15 protein-coding genes and 4 tRNA genes are annotated in these 15574 nt (G+C 43.2%); 12 read left to right on the top strand and 7 right to left on the bottom strand.

Features of this window, described 5'->3' with window-relative positions; translation table 11 throughout:
* Nucleotides 1-22 precede the first annotated feature (22 nt).
* Nucleotides 23-1033 (top strand): HlyD family secretion protein, encoded by a 1011-nt coding sequence (locus ABJ384_RS13430; protein ID WP_349927906.1) that lies wholly within the window; start codon nt 23-25, stop codon nt 1031-1033.
* Between the two features lie 363 nt (nt 1034-1396).
* On the opposite strand, the gene ruvX is transcribed toward ABJ384_RS13430, so the two are convergent.
* The 3 genes from ruvX to recN all read right to left on the bottom strand — a co-directional run bounded on the left by ruvX (nt 1397) and on the right by recN (nt 4162).
* Nucleotides 1397-1840, bottom strand: a complete 444-nt coding sequence (ruvX, locus tag ABJ384_RS13425; protein ID WP_349927904.1) for a Holliday junction resolvase RuvX — start codon at nt 1838-1840, stop codon at nt 1397-1399.
* Complete coding sequence (locus ABJ384_RS13420) at nt 1833-2387, bottom strand: YqgE/AlgH family protein (protein WP_086195199.1); 555 nt, start codon at nt 2385-2387, stop codon at nt 1833-1835. Before ABJ384_RS13420 ends, ruvX begins: the two co-directional genes overlap by 8 nt.
* Nucleotides 2388-2500: 113 nt before the next feature.
* On the bottom strand, nt 2501-4162 hold the full coding sequence (gene recN / locus ABJ384_RS13415) for a DNA repair protein RecN (RefSeq protein ID WP_349927902.1): 1662 nt from the start codon (nt 4160-4162) through the stop codon (nt 2501-2503).
* A gap of 514 nt (nt 4163-4676) precedes the next feature.
* Between recN and ABJ384_RS13410 the strand changes: the two genes are divergently transcribed.
* The 3 genes from ABJ384_RS13410 (at nt 4677) to ABJ384_RS13400 (ending at nt 6840) form a co-directional block, all read left to right on the top strand.
* On the top strand, nt 4677-5000 hold the full coding sequence (locus tag ABJ384_RS13410) for a pyrimidine/purine nucleoside phosphorylase (protein WP_086195201.1): 324 nt from the start codon (nt 4677-4679) through the stop codon (nt 4998-5000).
* 141 nt (nt 5001-5141) lie between these two features.
* Nucleotides 5142-5891, top strand: a complete 750-nt coding sequence (gene rlmB, locus ABJ384_RS13405; protein ID WP_086195202.1) for a 23S rRNA (guanosine(2251)-2'-O)-methyltransferase RlmB — start codon at nt 5142-5144, stop codon at nt 5889-5891.
* 31 nt (nt 5892-5922) lie between these two features.
* Nucleotides 5923-6840 (top strand): DMT family transporter, encoded by a 918-nt coding sequence (locus ABJ384_RS13400; RefSeq protein ID WP_349927900.1) that lies wholly within the window; start codon nt 5923-5925, stop codon nt 6838-6840.
* Nucleotides 6841-6859: 19 nt separating this feature from the next.
* On the opposite strand, the gene coaE is transcribed toward ABJ384_RS13400, so the two are convergent.
* From coaE to pilB, 4 genes are read right to left on the bottom strand one after another with little or no spacing between them, the layout of a single operon-like run.
* Nucleotides 6860-7450 (bottom strand): dephospho-CoA kinase, encoded by a 591-nt coding sequence (gene coaE / locus ABJ384_RS13395; protein WP_349927898.1) that lies wholly within the window; start codon nt 7448-7450, stop codon nt 6860-6862.
* A gap of 16 nt (nt 7451-7466) precedes the next feature.
* Nucleotides 7467-8330 (bottom strand): A24 family peptidase, encoded by an 864-nt coding sequence (locus tag ABJ384_RS13390; protein ID WP_349927896.1) that lies wholly within the window; start codon nt 8328-8330, stop codon nt 7467-7469.
* A gap of 17 nt (nt 8331-8347) precedes the next feature.
* Nucleotides 8348-9577, bottom strand: a complete 1230-nt coding sequence (locus ABJ384_RS13385; protein WP_349927895.1) for a type II secretion system F family protein — start codon at nt 9575-9577, stop codon at nt 8348-8350.
* A gap of 27 nt (nt 9578-9604) precedes the next feature.
* On the bottom strand, nt 9605-11317 hold the full coding sequence (pilB, locus tag ABJ384_RS13380; protein ID WP_349927893.1) for a type IV-A pilus assembly ATPase PilB: 1713 nt from the start codon (nt 11315-11317) through the stop codon (nt 9605-9607).
* 279 nt (nt 11318-11596) lie between these two features.
* On the opposite strand from pilB, the gene tpiA reads away from it, so the two are divergent.
* The 8 genes from tpiA (at nt 11597) to nusA (ending at nt 15573) form a co-directional block, all read left to right on the top strand.
* A complete protein-coding gene (gene tpiA, locus ABJ384_RS13375) occupies nt 11597-12388 on the top strand; it encodes a triose-phosphate isomerase (RefSeq protein ID WP_349927891.1) in 792 nt (263 codons plus the stop codon).
* 13 nt (nt 12389-12401) lie between these two features.
* Nucleotides 12402-12731, top strand: a complete 330-nt coding sequence (gene secG / locus ABJ384_RS13370) for a preprotein translocase subunit SecG (protein ID WP_349927889.1) — start codon at nt 12402-12404, stop codon at nt 12729-12731.
* Nucleotides 12732-12784: 53 nt separating this feature from the next.
* Nucleotides 12785-12869, top strand: a tRNA-Leu gene (locus tag ABJ384_RS13365).
* Between the two features lie 46 nt (nt 12870-12915).
* Nucleotides 12916-12992: transfer RNA gene (locus ABJ384_RS13360), tRNA-Met, on the top strand.
* Nucleotides 12993-13065: 73 nt separating this feature from the next.
* Nucleotides 13066-13142 (top strand) — tRNA-Met (locus ABJ384_RS13355).
* A 92-nt stretch (nt 13143-13234) separates the two neighbouring features.
* Nucleotides 13235-13311, top strand: a tRNA-Met gene (locus ABJ384_RS13350).
* Between the two features lie 212 nt (nt 13312-13523).
* The gene (gene rimP, locus ABJ384_RS13345; protein ID WP_086195210.1) at nt 13524-14048 is read left to right on the top strand and encodes a ribosome maturation factor RimP; all 525 of its coding nucleotides are present in this window, start codon (nt 13524-13526) and stop codon (nt 14046-14048) included.
* Nucleotides 14049-14088: 40 nt separating this feature from the next.
* Nucleotides 14089-15573: a transcription termination factor NusA gene (nusA, locus tag ABJ384_RS13340; RefSeq protein WP_349927887.1), complete on the top strand. Its 1485-nt coding sequence runs from the start codon at nt 14089-14091 to the stop codon at nt 15571-15573.
* Nucleotide 15574: the final 1 nt, after the last annotated feature.

Below are 15574 nucleotides of genomic sequence, written 5' to 3'. Positions count from 1 at the left end.
TTTGAAATGAATGAGGTTTTCCATGACATCTTTAGACTTGCGTAAAGTCGTCCGACCGGTGCTATTTACTATAGTCGCTGTCATTGCAATTTTGGCGGTAAAACATATCTGGGATTATTACAATTCTGAGCCGTGGACCCGTGATGGTCGGATACGCGGCGATGTGATTCAAGTCTCTTCAGATGTTGCAGGTTTGATCACCGAGGTCTTGGTACAGGATAACCAGACTGTGAAAAAAGGGCAGGTGTTGTTTAAAATTGATGTGGCCCGTCAAGCCCTGGATGTGGAACAGGCCAGATCGGACCTGTCTAAAGCCAAGGCAGGCCTGGCTGCTGCCGAAGCAGAACTGGCTCAGGCCAAAGCCAATCTGGTGAAATCTCAAGCCAATATCAATTTGGCGGATAAAAATGCCAACCGCTATGCCAACCTTATGGAGGGTGCGATTTCAAAACAGGAACAGGACCAGATGTTTGCAACGCGAGATCAGTCACATGCTGAACATGAGCAAATGCTGGCTGCGATTGATCAGGCCAAAGCCAATATTGTGCAGCAAAAAGCCCTGATTGAAGTAGCCAACAGTAATCTGCACCTGTCCGAACTGAATTTAAATCGTTCCGAAGTGGTGGCACCGGCTGACGGTACCTTATCCAATTTTGAATTGCAACAAGGCAACTATGTCAAAGTCGGGCAGGCAGTGGCTGCACTGTTAAACCGTCAGCAGCTGTATGTGGTGGGGTATTTTGAAGAAACCAAACTCGACAAGATTTATGTTGGTGCTTCGGCAACGGTCCAGCTGATGGGCGATTCACAAAAACTCAAAGGTCATGTTCAGGGTATTGCTTCCGGGATTGAGGACCGCGAACGTACATCCACTACGGGATTACTTGCCAATGTCAATCCAACCTTTAGTTGGGTGCGTCTGGCACAACGTGTACCAGTAAAAATTATGATTGATGAATTGCCGAAGAACCAGCTGGCCTTTGTGGCAGGCCGTACTGTAACCATACATATCCTGAAAAAAGATCAGCCATAACTTAGCCCTTGTTCATTTCAAAAAAAGCATACGAGAGATTAATGCTGATCTAAGGAGTTGGTAACAATGCCTTAATTTTTAAGTGGTTCATGACGGAGTCTTACTTCCTTAAATCAAATTTTTGGAGCTCGTATGTTACTTTTGTTTTGGTAAAAGTAACCAAAACCATTTGTCATCCGCAAAACTCGTCCATTACCATCAACTAAAGAATGTATCGCAGAAACAACTACTTTTTTTATGTAATCTTGCCTCAAACAATTGCGGATGACGTTTCCGTGTATCAAACAAAATGCTGAATTTATAATAAAAATGCCAGTCAATTATTGAACGGACTGGCATTATTCTAAAAGATATTTTTTATCTTTAAGGTGCTACCCCTTGTGGATTACGATACCAGCTTTCTATAAAAAGCGCAGCTGCAATGCTGTCAGCCGCCAGTTTTTTGCCACGACCCTGAGCCTGATAATGATCCAGTTCATCACGTGCTTCACGGGTGGTCAGGCGCTCATCGACCATTAAGGTTTCAATATTGGTCTGATGACGCAAGCGTCGGGCAAATTTGCGTGAACGTGCGGAAAGTTCAGACTCGCTATCATCCATATTTAACGGTAAACCGACCAGAAATAAGCTCGGTTGATACTGTTTGACAATTTTCAGTAAAGCATCCCAGTTTGGAATGCCATCTTTCATCGGAAACAGGGCAAGCGGATTGGCACTTTCAATCAGCGATTGGCCGACCGCCATGCCCATTTTCTGGGTACCAAAATCAAATGCCATAATCATGTGCGGTTGCGATAAATCAGGCATGTCCAATCTCTGATGACAACCAGGTCCGGTCCAAGCCCATTTTTTTATAGGCAGCATCCCAGCGGTCGTCATAAGGCAAGTTAAATATTAAATCCATATCGGAATCACAGATTAGCCAGTCACCGCGGGCAATTTCCTGTTCCAGCTGGTTTTTGCCCCAGCTGGCATAACCCAAAGCAATTTGGTAACGTCCAACGCCTTCATTGTGGGCGATGGCATCGAGGATATCTTTAGACGTGGTAATACAGACATTTTCACCCACAGCAATGGATGAATGCCAGGTCGGTTGACCGGTATGCAGTACAAATCCAGCTTCAGGACGTAAAGGTCCACCTTGCAAGACTGCATGAGGATTGACATTGTCCGCTTCAATTTCCAGATCATTCAACAATTCCTTGATTGAAAGACCGGATGGGCGGTTAATGATAATGCCTTGTGCACCATCTTCATCATGGCGTGCCAAATAAATTACCGTATTGGCAAAAAAGTCATCGGCTAAATCAGGAGGTGCAATGAGACAGCGATGTGTCAGATATTGTTTAGTCATCTAAGCCATTCCCCCTTAAAATCAAAAACTGATTAAATTAACTAAGCGCTTATGACCAAGTTACTAAACTAATTGGGTTTCGCCAATCATTTTTTGTGATTTAAACCTCAAACCTATACCTGTTGAAACTTAAGTTGACGTAACTGCTTGGCATGTTGCAGGGTCGTATCATTAATTTCGACGCCGCCGGTCATACGGGCCAGTTCATCAATGCGCTGTTCTTCTGCAAGATTAATGATGGTACTGCTGGCCGGATCGGTCTGACGCTTTTTCACCAGTAGATGCTGATCGGATTGTGCTGCCACCTGAGCCTGATGGGTAATACATAAGATCTGTACATGCTGGGCCAAATCAGCCAGCAAACGGCCGACCATTTCTGCAGTACCGCCACTAATCCCCACATCGATTTCATCGAAGACCAGCACTTCCGCTTCGGTTTTTTCCGCATTCATGACTTGCATCACCAGGGCAATACGTGACAGTTCACCCCCGGAAGCGACCCGTGCCAAAGGCTGTGGGGGAATACCCTTGTTCGCAGTAAACAGCAGTTGAATAAAGCTAAGCCCTTCGGCACCAACCTGCTCCAAAGGTTCAAACTTGAATTCAAAATAGGCCTCTGGCAAAGCCAGCTGCTTGACCTGTTCAGTCAGTTGTTTCGCCAAGGGGATTGCGGCTTCACGGCGAATTTCATCCAGATATTGTGCTTTGGCTAAAAATTCCTGATGCGATAACTCGACCTGTTCAGCCAAGGTTTCCGGGTCTTCAAGCTGATGCAATTGTTCCAGTTCTGTCTGCCAGGCCTGATATTCTTCTTTCAATGTCTCTGGCTGAGTGCGGTATTTACGCGCTAAACGGTGGAAAATTTCCAGTTGCGAGTTCAATTCTTCCATCCGCTCAGGATCGAAGCTTTGACGATCGATAAACTGACGCAAGTTTGCCGTTGCATCATCAATTTCACTTTGTGCATTGATCAGTGAATTATAGATTTCAGCAAGCTGTTCACTACGACCAGCATGTGATTCCAGACGACGAATAATTGATGAAAGTTCCTGGGTCAGGTTTTGTTCGGCTTCATCCAGCACATTTAAGCTATAACTGCAGTCAAGCATGATATGTTCATGATGGCTTAAACGGTCAAATTCCTGTTCAATCTCTTTATAGTCAATCTGGGTGATGTCTTCGAGTTCTTCCAGTTGCAACTCTAAAGTTTCGATCCGCTGTTTGCGGGTGGCTTGAGCATCTAAAGCGGCTTGATGCTGGCGAATGTCTTTTTGCCAGGTGCTATAGGCATTACGAACATCTTGCGCAGGCTGATAAAAGTTGCTGTAACGGTCGAGCCAGTGCTTGGGATAGGGCGGTTCTAACAGTTGCTGCTGACTGTGTTGACTATAGAGTTGTACCAGCAAACGGCCAATTTCTTTCAGCTCTGACAAACTGCTTGGACGGCCATTAATCCAGGCTTTGCTGCGGCCAGTGGCAAAAATCACCCGACGTAAATGAATTTCGCCTGACTCATCATCCAACTCGTGTGCTTTTAACCATTGGGCTTCAGGGCTGTGTTCCTGATAACTAAAAATGGCCGTCACATCGGCTTTATCCGAACCGAAACGTACATAATTGGTATCGGTACGTTCACCCAGGCAGGCAGACAGAGCATCCAGTAATAACGATTTACCCGCCCCGGTTTCACCCGTCAGGACATTGAAACCTTTTTCAATATCAATGGCTAAGTGATCAGCTAAAGCAAAATTGATGAGAGTTAAATGTGTCAGCATAAACGCATCCAAGCTGCGAAAAGTTTTAATCTAAGATAGTGAAATTTTGTTTTGGTCACAAGACAGCTTTTATTTTAAAAGGATTTAAAACATCAATATCTTACCTTATCTGGGCGAAGAAAATGAAACGCGCAGTGGAAAATAGCCGATAAAATTTGCCATCGATCAATAGCCTCTTATTTTTAGAAAAAGATAAAAAACTGATTCGCAGCTCGATCCAGTCCCGCAAAACCTGAACCATATAATGCGGATGATTTGAAGGTAGGATTAATGCTGGGGAATATTAGTCACCTTTGGTCGGGAAGAAATTGGCAATAATTTGAGCTGAGCATTTCATTTATGCAGAAGTTCGTGCATCACTCTCCAGTTTTTCTTTGAAGTTTATAGAAAAAATATTTGTAAAAATTTGAAAAATATTGATTTGGCGGGAAGAAACAATGATTGATTAGTTTAATACTCGGCTTTAAACTAGCTCGGGCAAAAATTATAAATGCGCATTATCTGGAGAATACGCATGTCAAATCAGTTTGATCACGTTTCGGTTGTCAAAAAGTCGAATGTTTATTTCGACGGGTTGTGTATCAGTCATACCGTGCAGTTTGAAGATGGCACCAAAAAAACCTTAGGGGTGATTTTGCCAACAGAACAGGCATTGACCTTTCAAACGCATGTTCCTGAACGTATGGAAATTATTTCAGGTGAATGTCGTGTCCAAATTGGTGACAAAACTGAAAGTGAACTGTTCCGTGCCGGTCAGTCTTTCTATGTACCAGGCAATAGCCGTTTTAAAATCGAGACCGATGAAGTGCTCGATTATGTCTGTCACTTCGAAGGCTAAGTATTCGTCCTGGATAAGACAAAGAAATTTTAACCTGAATCGGTTAAACTAGATTCAAGCATCAATCCTGTAAAGCCTGCTTTGCAGGATTTTTCTTTTTGCATCGTTACCCATAGTCACCATAGATTTTAGAGGCCGTTCATGGCAAAACCAGAATATTATTATGGCGTTCACTCAGTGGAGTCATTATTGGAACTCGAGCCTGAGCGCGTACTGACTTTATTTACCTTGAAAGGCCGTGATGACCAGCGTTTGAAAAACGTCTTGGCTCTGGCTGAACCTTTTGGTATTAGCGTGCAACAAGCCAGCCGTGACAAACTGGAAAAACTTGCAGGTCAGCCTTTTCATCAGGGTGTAGTCGCGGCAGTGCGTCCGCATCCGGTATTGAATGAACAGGATCTGGATGCCGTGCTGAAGCAAAATCCTCAAGCACTTTTGCTGGCACTGGACCAGGTCACCGATCCGCATAATTTGGGCGCATGTATCCGTACAGCGGCGGCTATGGGGGTTGAAGCCGTAGTGGTTTCGCGTGACCGTTCTGCAAGCCTAACGCCAACTGCACGTAAGGTTGCTGCCGGTGGCGCAGAAAAAGTGAAGTTTATTCAGGTGACCAATCTGGCGCGTACTTTGGGCCATATCAAAGATGAATTTAATGTACGTGTAGTTGGAACCATGCTGGATGAAAAAGCCTTACCGATTGATCAATTTGATTTTACCGGTACGGCAGTGTGTGTCGTAATGGGGGCTGAAGATACAGGTCTGCGTCCAATTACCCAGTCACAATGTGATCAGAAGGTCTATATTCCAATGGCCGGAAACTTGCAAAGCTTAAATGTCAGTGTTGCCACCGGTATGGCACTGTATGAAGCCTGTCGTCAACGTAACCTGTAATGTTTTCTTTGCTATTTAAAAGTTGTTTGCTATGTATCCCCGGTCTCAAGGTTATCTTTATGTCGCCATTACCATGTGTATTTGGGGTGGATTTACCATTACTTCTCGCCTGAATGCCCAGTGGGGAATTAGTGCCTGGGATATTACCGCCTTACGTTTTGCCTTGGCATTTTGTATTCTCATGCCCATTTTACTCTATAAAAAAGACACCGCTTTTTTATGGAAAAAACAACCCTTTATCCTGGCAATGATCGGTGGGGTAGCGTATTGCCTGACTTCTTATAGTGCCTTTCATTATGTCCCCGCAGCGCATGCGGCCATTTTCCTGAATGGTTGTATTCCGTTGTGTACAGCTTTAGCTGGATTGGTATTATTTAAACAGCCTTTAGATAAACACATCTGGATTAGTTTGGTGATTATGCTGAGTGCGATCACGGCAATGAGCTTCTTGATGTATCAGGAAACCGGTGTGGCCTTTGGTTTTGGTGACATGCTATTTTTCTTGAGTGCGATCTGGTGGGGTGTTTTTACGGTGTTATTACGCCAATGGAAACTCTCTGCCTGGCATTCTATGGCAGGTGTTGCCATCTGGTCGGCGATTATCTATGTACCGATTTATCTGCTGTTTTTACCGAAAAATTTAACAGCACCTGAACCTGTGCATTTAATGCTACAGGTGATTTTTCACGGGATCTTTGTGGTCATTGTGGCCACACTGACTTATGTAGAAGCGATTAAGCGTCTGGGTGCATTCAAAACCGGAAGTATCGTGACTTTGGCCCCGTTTATGGCGGCAATTTTAGCGGTACCACTATTGGGAGAGCCTTTAAGTCTGGCCATTATTTGTGGCTTGATCGGAATGGCGATCGGTGCATTACAGCCATGGCGCTGGATAGGTCATCAAGACAGTTTGCAGCAGCAACTTGATCAACAAAAAAAGCAGTCCTAATCGACTGCTTTTTTTAATTTCAGCGTTTTAAATAAGCTTCATGCAGCGGTCTTAAATGGTTGTATAAATGGTCAAGATGACCGTCATTCAGCACAATATCATCAGCCAAACGACGCTTTTGTTCACGTGGCATCTGGGACTGAATAATTTTTTCAATTTGTTCAATTGATTGGTGATCACGCATAGCAGCCCGCTGAATCTGCAAATCAATTGATGCATCAATCAGCAGGGTATGATCAGTCAGTTCATGCTGGTTGGTTTCAAACAGCAGGGGAGAGACCAAGATTACATAAGGGCTGGTCGCAGCCTGCAGCTGTTGAATAATAGACTCTCGAATTGCAGGATGGGTAATACTTTCCAGCATTTTACGTGCTTCAGGATATTTAAAAATATGTTCGCGTAAAGCCCGACGATTCAGCTCGCCATTGTCTGATAAAACCCAATCACCGAAAGCAGCATGAATCTGTTGTAAGGCTGGCTGTCCTTTTTCAACAATCTCTCGCGCGACAATATCGGCATCGACCACAGTAATGCCCTGGGTTTCAAACCAGTTGCTGGCGGCCGATTTTCCACTACCAATCCCTCCAGTTAAACCCAAGATAAAAGTCATAGATGTCCCTAAAAAATTACTGACCTAAATATATTTTCATAATCTGCTCACCCCAAATAAAAGCAATCCATCCGGCAATCGCAATATAAGGACCAAATGCAAAAGGCTGGTTTTCTTTGCGTACTTTCAGCAGGATAATGCCAATCACGGCGCCGACGAAAGAAGAGAGCAATACGATCAATGGGAGCATCAATGGCCCCATCCAGGCACCTAAGGCAGCCAGGAGTTTAAAGTCACCATAGCCCATACCTTCTTTACCTGTAATCATCTTAAACAGATAATAGACAATCCACAAACACAGGAAACCAATAATATAGCCCCAGATGGCAGAGGTTGGACTGGTATAGAGGCTATAACTATTGATTCCCAAACCTAAGGCGGCCAGAGTTAAGGTATAGCGGTCTGGGAGAAGCTGGGTATCAAAATCAATAAAGGTCAGTGCAATCAGCACCCAAGTGAGGATCAGTCCAAACAGCATCTGCAGAGTAGGGCCGAAGACTGCCACAATAATGAGGGAACATGCTGCAGTTAACAATTCAATGAGTGGATAGCGAATACTGATCGGATTTTTGCAAGAACCGCATTTGCCCCTTAAAAACAGCCAGCTGATGACAGGAATATTCTGATACCAGCGAATGGGTGTTTGGCATTTTGGACAGGTTGAATCAGGCTTGCTGAGGGTGATTTTTTTTTCGTCAATAATGGCCTGTTCGGGATGCAGCAATATTTGACAATCCTGCCGCCACTCTTGCTCCATCATTTTCGGCGTTCGATAAATCACGACATTGAGAAAACTGCCGATACAGAGACTAAAAAGCCCAACTGCAATATATAAAGCAGTTGGGTTGATTTGCAAAAATACGATAACGTCATTTAACAAGAGAATTGACCTTTTGATTAGCCCACGACTGAGCCCATTTGGAAAATTGGAAGATACATGGCAATCACCAGACCACCGACCAGCACACCCAGCACGGCCATAATGAGGGGTTCCATCATCGAGGTTAAGCCGTCTACTGCATTGTCGACTTCATTTTCGAAATGTGTTGCGACTTTATCCAGCATGGCATCCAGTGCACCTGACTCTTCACCAATCGCCACCATTTGTACAGCCATAGACGGAAATTTGTTGGTGACACGCATGGCAAATTGTAGTTGTTGGCCTGTGGCTACATCATCACGGATTTTCATTACCGCTGCTTCATAAACACAATTGTTAGTTGCGCCTGCAGTGGATTCCAAGGCATCAATCAAGGGAACACCGGCCGCAAAGGTGGTTGCTAGAGTACGACTATAACGGGCAATAATGGCTTTATAGACCAGGTCACCAAAAATAGGCGCTTTGAGTGCTGCTTTATCAAGAAAATCACGAAATTTCTTACTGCGTTTTTTTGCTTCGAGAAATCCGGCAATCATCGCACCAATGGCAATAATCAGAATAAACCAGTATTTTTGCATCCATTCCGACATATTCACCACCATTTGGGTAAAGGCAGGTAAATCGGCACCAAATGAACTAAATAATTCTTGGAAAACAGGAACCACTTTAACCATCAAAATAATGGTCACGATCACGGCAACCACAATAACCGTGGCTGGATATTTCATAGCTTTTTTAATTTTTTGCTTTAATAGTTCGCTCTTTTCTTTATAAATCGCGACACGATCCAGCATGGTTTCCAAGGCACCAGACTGTTCACCAGATTCCACCAAAGAACAGAACAGGTTGTCAAAATATTGCGGATATTTTTTAAGTGCACCAGCAAAGGTATTCCCGCCTTCAACCTCACCTTTAATGCCTAACACCACATCACGCATGGATGGATTTTCCAGGCCTTCCGCAACAATTTCAAAGCTTTGCACAAGTGGTACACCAGCTTTCATCATGGTGGCCAGCTGGCGGGTAAAAATCGTGATATCCAAGGTGGACACTTTCTTTTTCATTAAACCTTCGAGAATATTTTTACGTTTTTCCCGAATATGTTTAATGGTGATCCCCTGCTTACGTAAAGTCACTTTAGCAAGTGCCATATTCCGCGCAGGAAGTTCCCCTTTAAGTTTTTCCCCTTTACGATCAACACCTTCATAACTGAAGACGGGCATCATCTGTGCTTTTTTGACAGCCATGCGTTTATCCTTATTTTAAATTTTCATTTATTCACTGGTTACACGATTGACTTCCTGAAGGGAAGTCACCCCCTGCATAACCTTAATTAATCCTGAACGGCGTAAATTATTAAACCCCGATTTTTCAGATGCTGCTGCAATTTCAAGTGCATTACCATCTTCCATAATAATTTTCGAAATTTCAGGGGTCACTTTCATGACCTCATAAATACCGACACGACCTTTATAACCTTCACGGCACTCGGAACAGCCTACCGGTTGATATACTTGAAAGTCTGGATGTTTAAGATCTTCCTCGGTAAAACCCATTTCCAGCAGGCTGGGTCCAGGAATCTCTGCCGGAATTTTACACTGAGGACATAGACGACGTGCTAAACGTTGTGCAATCACTAGGTTGACAGAAGTTGCAATGTTAAAGGAAGGAACCCCCATGTTACGTAAACGAGTCAAGGTTTCTGGTGCACTGTTGGTGTGCAGGGTTGACATCACCATATGACCTGTCTGGGCCGCTTTTACGGCAATTTCAGCTGTTTCCAGATCTCGAATCTCACCAACCATGACAATATCTGGATCTTGACGTAAAAATGATTTAAGCGCAGCAGAGAAGGTTAAACCGACTTTAGCGTTAACATTGACCTGATTAATCCCTTCCAGGTTAATTTCTACTGGGTCTTCAGCTGTGGAAATATTGGTATCTTCACGATTCAGAATATTCAAACCCGTATAAAGCGATACGGTTTTACCGGAACCGGTTGGACCTGTAATCAGTAGCATGCCTTGAGGTTTTTCCAGCGCTTGCATAAACAGTTCTTTTTGCTCTGGTTCATAACCCAATGCATCAATACCCAGCATGGCACTGGATGGATCCAGAATACGCAGGACCAGCTTTTCACCAAACAGGGTAGGTAAAGAGTTGACACGAAAGTCAATAGCTTTGCTTTTTGAAAGTTTGAGCTTGATCCGTCCATCTTGAGGTAAACGCTTTTCAGAAATATCCATTTGTGACATGACTTTTAAACGTGAGGCTAAACGTGTGGACAGCTGTAACGGCGGATTGGCAATTTGACGGAGCACGCCATCAATACGATAACGCACCCGATATGACTTTTCATACGGTTCGAAATGTAAATCCGAAGCACCCATACGAATGGCATCAATTAACAGTTTATTGATGTACTTAACGATGGGAGCTTCATCCCCTTGAGGACCAGCATCTTCATCTTCTTTTTGACTTAAATCATCTTGCTCTAGATTTAGATCGATATCTTCATCAGAAAACTCAAAACTGTCCGCCTGGGTAAAGTTTTGTTCAATCAGCTGGTGTAATTTCTGGTGCTCTACAATAATCGCTTCGATATTCATCTTACTGCTGAAGCGGATCGCATCCATGGCTTCTATATTGGTGGGATTGCTGGTTGCGACGTAGAGTAAATTCCCGCGTTTGAAAATGGGTAGAATGCAATGTTTGCTAATGATTTTTTCATCCAGCCCTTCTCGGATAATTTGAGCAGAGTCATAGGCACTCAAATCAAAAAGAGGTTCGCCAAATTCTTGAGAAATTTTTTCTGCAATAGCCAGGGAGGAGATTTTCAACTGATCAATTAAAAAAGGCACAATATCTTGATTGGCTTTTTTTGCATTCAATATTGCACTCTGCATATTTTCAGCAGAAATTAAGCCATCTTCGACTAAACATCGAATAAAACCCGTAAATCTTGGTGAACCTTGTAATGCTGCCATGCTCTAATATGCCTGCTTAATCAATTTGTTTATAATTGGTATCATTGAATTATACTTTTGTTATATAAAAATACCATATCTTAAAATGTTGTCATCTACTTAATATCAGATAAAACTTTGAACCAGTCGTATTACAGGGTGAAGTTTTTCTTTAGCGTAAAAAAGGGGATTGCAAAAAAATAAGAATCGCATAAAAAGCCATGTGAAAATTTTCTGAAAAATCTTGAATTCCGTGTAGAATGTGCGCGGTTTAATGAATTGTTTTTAATAGGTTACTGTATGTCGGGTTCGGCTATTACTCCTTGGGTTGTCGGCAATTGGAAAATGAACCCAATGCAGGCAGATGCAAAAGCGTTGCTGCAAGATTTAAAAAAATTATTGCAAAATAATGAAATTAAAGAACAAGATTGTCATTTGGGTATTGCACCGACCATGCTGGCTTTGAATAATGTTCAAGCCGAATTGGCAAGTTCAGTGCGCCCTGTTTATTCCGTTGCACAGGATGTTTCCCGTATTTCAGGTACAGGGGCATATACCGGTGAAGTGAGTGCCGAACTGCTGAAAGATCAGCAAATTGATTTTGTACTGATAGGTCATTCAGAACGTCGGGAAATTTTTGCTGAAACTGCCCAGATTTTGAATGAAAAAGTTAAAAATGCTTTAAATGCAGGATTAACCATTATTTATTGCGTAGGTGAAAGTCTAGAGCAGCGTGAAAATGGTCAGGCAGAGCAGGTGGTGTTGCAACAAATCTGTGATATTGCCACAGTTGTTCAGGCAGAGCAGTGGAAAAATATAGTGGTGGCTTATGAACCCATTTGGGCAATTGGTACGGGTAAAACAGCTTCACCTGAAGACGCACAGGCAATGCATGCCAAAATCCGTGCAGGTTTAACCCAAATTACACCTTTGGGTATAGGCATGGCAATTTTATATGGTGGTAGTGTTAAGCCGGAAAATGCAGTAGAGTTGGCAGCCTGTCCAGACATTAATGGTGCGCTGGTTGGTGGTGCATCTTTAAATGCAGAGTCTTTTTATAAAATTGCCCAGGCTTTTGCAAATACAAAATAATTAGGAGTTCAGCATGCATGCATTTGTGCTGGTAGTACATATTATCTTAGCCATTTTAATGATTGTATTGATTCTGGTACAACATGGTAAGGGTGCCGATGCGGGTGCATCATTTGGTGGTGGTGGAGCAGCAACTGTCTTTGGTGCTTCAGGTTCGGCTAATTTTTTAACACGTTTAACGGCAATTTTAACTGCCTTGTTTTTTGTCACCAGTCTAAGTTTAGCGGTGTTTGCTAAAAAGCAAACCACTGATGCCTATAGCTTAAAATCGGTACAAACGACTGCTCCGGCACAAACCCAATCGCCTGAAACTTCACCGGTTGCACCAAAAACTAGCGAATAAATATATTTAGTTCTTTCTTTTTGGGTCTGATCCGACTAGAATGCGTCACAGCTGCGGTGGTGGTGGAATTGGTAGACACGCTACCTTGAGGTGGTAGTGCCTTCGGGCGTGGGGGTTCAAGTCCCCCCTTCCGCACCAACTTATAATCCAGAACATAAGTTGGTGTAAGCAGCAAATCTGTTGATGCGGGATGGAGCAGTCTGGTAGCTCGTCGGGCTCATAACCCGAAGGTCGTTGGTTCAAATCCAGCTCCCGCTACCAATCTTTATTTTAGATGCAAACTAAAATAAGCACTTTGAGTATTTAAGGTGAGATTAATTTTTTGCAATGTTGTTGCGGGATGGAGCAGTCTGGTAGCTCGTCGGGCTCATAACCCGAAGGTCGTTGGTTCAAATCCAGCTCCCGCTACCACTATTTGATTAGGGTGCAACTTAATCAAGCAATCACTGAACAGTTTTTGATTGAAAATGATCAGCAGATTGTATATAATTTTTGCACGTTGATGCGGGATGGAGCAGTCTGGTAGCTCGTCGGGCTCATAACCCGAAGGTCGTTGGTTCAAATCCAGCTCCCGCTACCAAGTTTCTAAAAGGCTCACAAAAAGGTGGGCCTTTTTGCACAGTGGACTTTGGTTTTTCTGTGTAAATAGGGGGCGATTACGCCCTTTTTTATTGGCTATCGTGTAGTGTCCGACATTTATTGGTCAAATCGTCATGTTTCACTACTAATATAGTTGAGTTAGTCTGAACCGGTCACCGCGACCATTAAATCGCACCATAATGACGAGAGTAAATGAAGCTATCAAATAAAACTCAAGCACTCCAAGACCTAATCGCTCCTGCAGTGCAAGCATGCAATGTCGATCTTTGGGGAATTGAATTTCTTCCTCAGGGTAAACGTTCTTTATTGCGTATCTATATCGATAAAGCAGATGAAAATAACGAACAACCTGTCATGAATGAAGATGGCGAGCTTGAACAGGGTCGAGGTATAGGCGTACAAGACTGTGTTCGCGTAACACAGCAAGTGGGTGCTATGCTTGATGTACATGATCCAATTTCTGGTGAGTATTCACTTGAAGTTTCTTCTCCGGGTTGGGACCGTCCATTTTTCCAGCTTGAACAGATGGCTGGTTATATCGGACAAACCGTTGCGCTACGTCTGATCAGTGCTGTAGATAACCGTCGTAAATTTCAAGCCAAACTGATTGCTGTTGATCTTGAAAATGAACTCATTCAAGTGGAAGTTGAAAAGCAACAAATCCTTGAAATTGATAGTCATAATATCGACAAAGCAAATTTGATTTACCAAGATTAATTTATCCAAATAAATAAGAATCTGAACGAATAGGTGACTTATGGCACGTGAAATTCTTACCGTAGTAGAAACGGTTAGTAACGAAAAAGGTGTACCTCGTGAAGCGATCTTTGAAGCGCTAGAACAAGCGCTTGTTGCTGCGACTAAAAAGAAATTTTATGAAGGCACAAACTCGGAAGAAGCACGTTTACGTGTGGAAATCGATCGTAAAACAGGTGATTACCGTACTTTCCGTCAATGGGAAGTGGTGGCTGATGAAGATCACGAAATGCCGGCATGTCAGGATGCGATTTCGGATGTGGATCCTGCCAAATGGTCTATTGGTGACATTCGTGAACTCGAAGTGGAATCGATCGACTTCGGCCGAATTGCTGCGCAAATTGCCAAACAGGTGATTGTGCAAAAAATTCGTGAAGCTGAACGTGCTCTGGTTGCTGATGCCTATGAATCTAAAGTCGGTGAACTCATCTACGGTGAAGTGAAAAAGCAAACCAAAGATGGCTTTATTATTGACTTGGGTGACAATGCGGAAGCTTATCTTTCCCGTGAAGAGATGATTCCTAAAGAAATTCTTCGTCCGAAGCAACGTGTAAACGCGATTTTATATAGCGTGAACCGTGAAGGTCGCGGTGCACAACTGTTATTGTCACGTGCACGTCCTGAAATGCTGATTGCATTGATGAAAAAAGAAATTCCTGAAATTTCTGAAGAAATCATCGAAATTAAAGCAGCTGCACGCCAGCCGGGTGTTCGTGCTAAAATTGCTGTGAAAACCAACGATCACCGTATTGATCCTGTAGGTGCATGTATTGGTATGCGTGGTACACGTATCCAGGCTGTACAGTCAGAACTCAATGGTGAACGTATTGATGTGGTGGTGTGGTCTGATGATCCGGCACAGTACATTGCTAGTGCGCTAGAACCTGCAGATGTATCCAGTATTGTGATTGATGAAGATGTTCACAGTGCAGATATCATTTTTGCGGCGAGCGATCAGTTGGCACGTGCTATTGGTTCACAAGGTCAAAATGTCCGTTTAGCCTCTGAATTGACTGGCTACAAATTGGATATGATGCTCGAAGAGGAATTCTACGCACGTCAACAAAATGAAGCTCAACAATATCTCGACATGTTTGTTACCCGTCTGGATATTGAAGAAGACTTGGCAATGGCTTTGGTTGAAATGGGCTTTACTTCTTTGGAAGAAATTGCTTATGTTCCAGCTGAAACATTTGATGAAATCGAACTGGATGCTGAAACAGTTGAATTATTGCAAAGCCGTGCGAAGGAAATTACCTTGGCTGATGCATTAAAACAACAAGAAAACATTCAAGAACCAAGTGCTGAACTTGTGGCAATGCAAGGGATGACACAGGAAATCGCATATGCCCTTGCGGCTCGCGGTGTGGTGACTGTAGATGATTTAGCTGACCAAGCCACTGACGATATTGAAGATATTGAAGGTTTAGGTACGGAAAAAGCGGGTCAACTTATTATGAAAGCGCGCGAATCATGGTTTAACTAGG

The organism is Acinetobacter sp. A1-4-2 (assembly GCF_040233925.1).
Classification (GTDB): Bacteria; Pseudomonadota; Gammaproteobacteria; order Pseudomonadales; family Moraxellaceae; genus Acinetobacter.
The sequence above is the reverse complement of the archived record's forward strand: the minus strand, read 5'-3'. Positions and strand labels throughout refer to the sequence as shown.

Excerpts from the sequence above, each read along its gene's own strand:
- rimP (WP_086195210.1), top strand. The coding sequence starts at position 13,524 with ATGAAGCTATCAAATAAAACTCAAGCACTCCAAGACCTAATCGCTCCT.
- ABJ384_RS13430 (WP_349927906.1), top strand. The coding sequence starts at position 23 with ATGACATCTTTAGACTTGCGTAAAGTCGTCCGACCGGTGCTATTTACT.
- pilB (WP_349927893.1), bottom strand. The coding sequence starts at position 11,317 with ATGGCAGCATTACAAGGTTCACCAAGATTTACGGGTTTTATTCGATGT.
- ABJ384_RS13400 (WP_349927900.1), top strand. The coding sequence starts at position 5,923 with ATGTATCCCCGGTCTCAAGGTTATCTTTATGTCGCCATTACCATGTGT.
- nusA (WP_349927887.1), top strand. The coding sequence starts at position 14,089 with ATGGCACGTGAAATTCTTACCGTAGTAGAAACGGTTAGTAACGAAAAA.
- secG (WP_349927889.1), top strand. The coding sequence starts at position 12,402 with ATGCATGCATTTGTGCTGGTAGTACATATTATCTTAGCCATTTTAATG.
- ruvX (WP_349927904.1), bottom strand. The coding sequence starts at position 1,840 with ATGCCTGATTTATCGCAACCGCACATGATTATGGCATTTGATTTTGGT.
- recN (WP_349927902.1), bottom strand. The coding sequence starts at position 4,162 with ATGCTGACACATTTAACTCTCATCAATTTTGCTTTAGCTGATCACTTA.
- rlmB (WP_086195202.1), top strand. The coding sequence starts at position 5,142 with ATGGCAAAACCAGAATATTATTATGGCGTTCACTCAGTGGAGTCATTA.
- coaE (WP_349927898.1), bottom strand. The coding sequence starts at position 7,450 with ATGACTTTTATCTTGGGTTTAACTGGAGGGATTGGTAGTGGAAAATCG.
- ABJ384_RS13385 (WP_349927895.1), bottom strand. The coding sequence starts at position 9,577 with ATGGCTGTCAAAAAAGCACAGATGATGCCCGTCTTCAGTTATGAAGGT.
- ABJ384_RS13410 (WP_086195201.1), top strand. The coding sequence starts at position 4,677 with ATGTCAAATCAGTTTGATCACGTTTCGGTTGTCAAAAAGTCGAATGTT.
- ABJ384_RS13420 (WP_086195199.1), bottom strand. The coding sequence starts at position 2,387 with ATGACTAAACAATATCTGACACATCGCTGTCTCATTGCACCTCCTGAT.
- tpiA (WP_349927891.1), top strand. The coding sequence starts at position 11,597 with ATGTCGGGTTCGGCTATTACTCCTTGGGTTGTCGGCAATTGGAAAATG.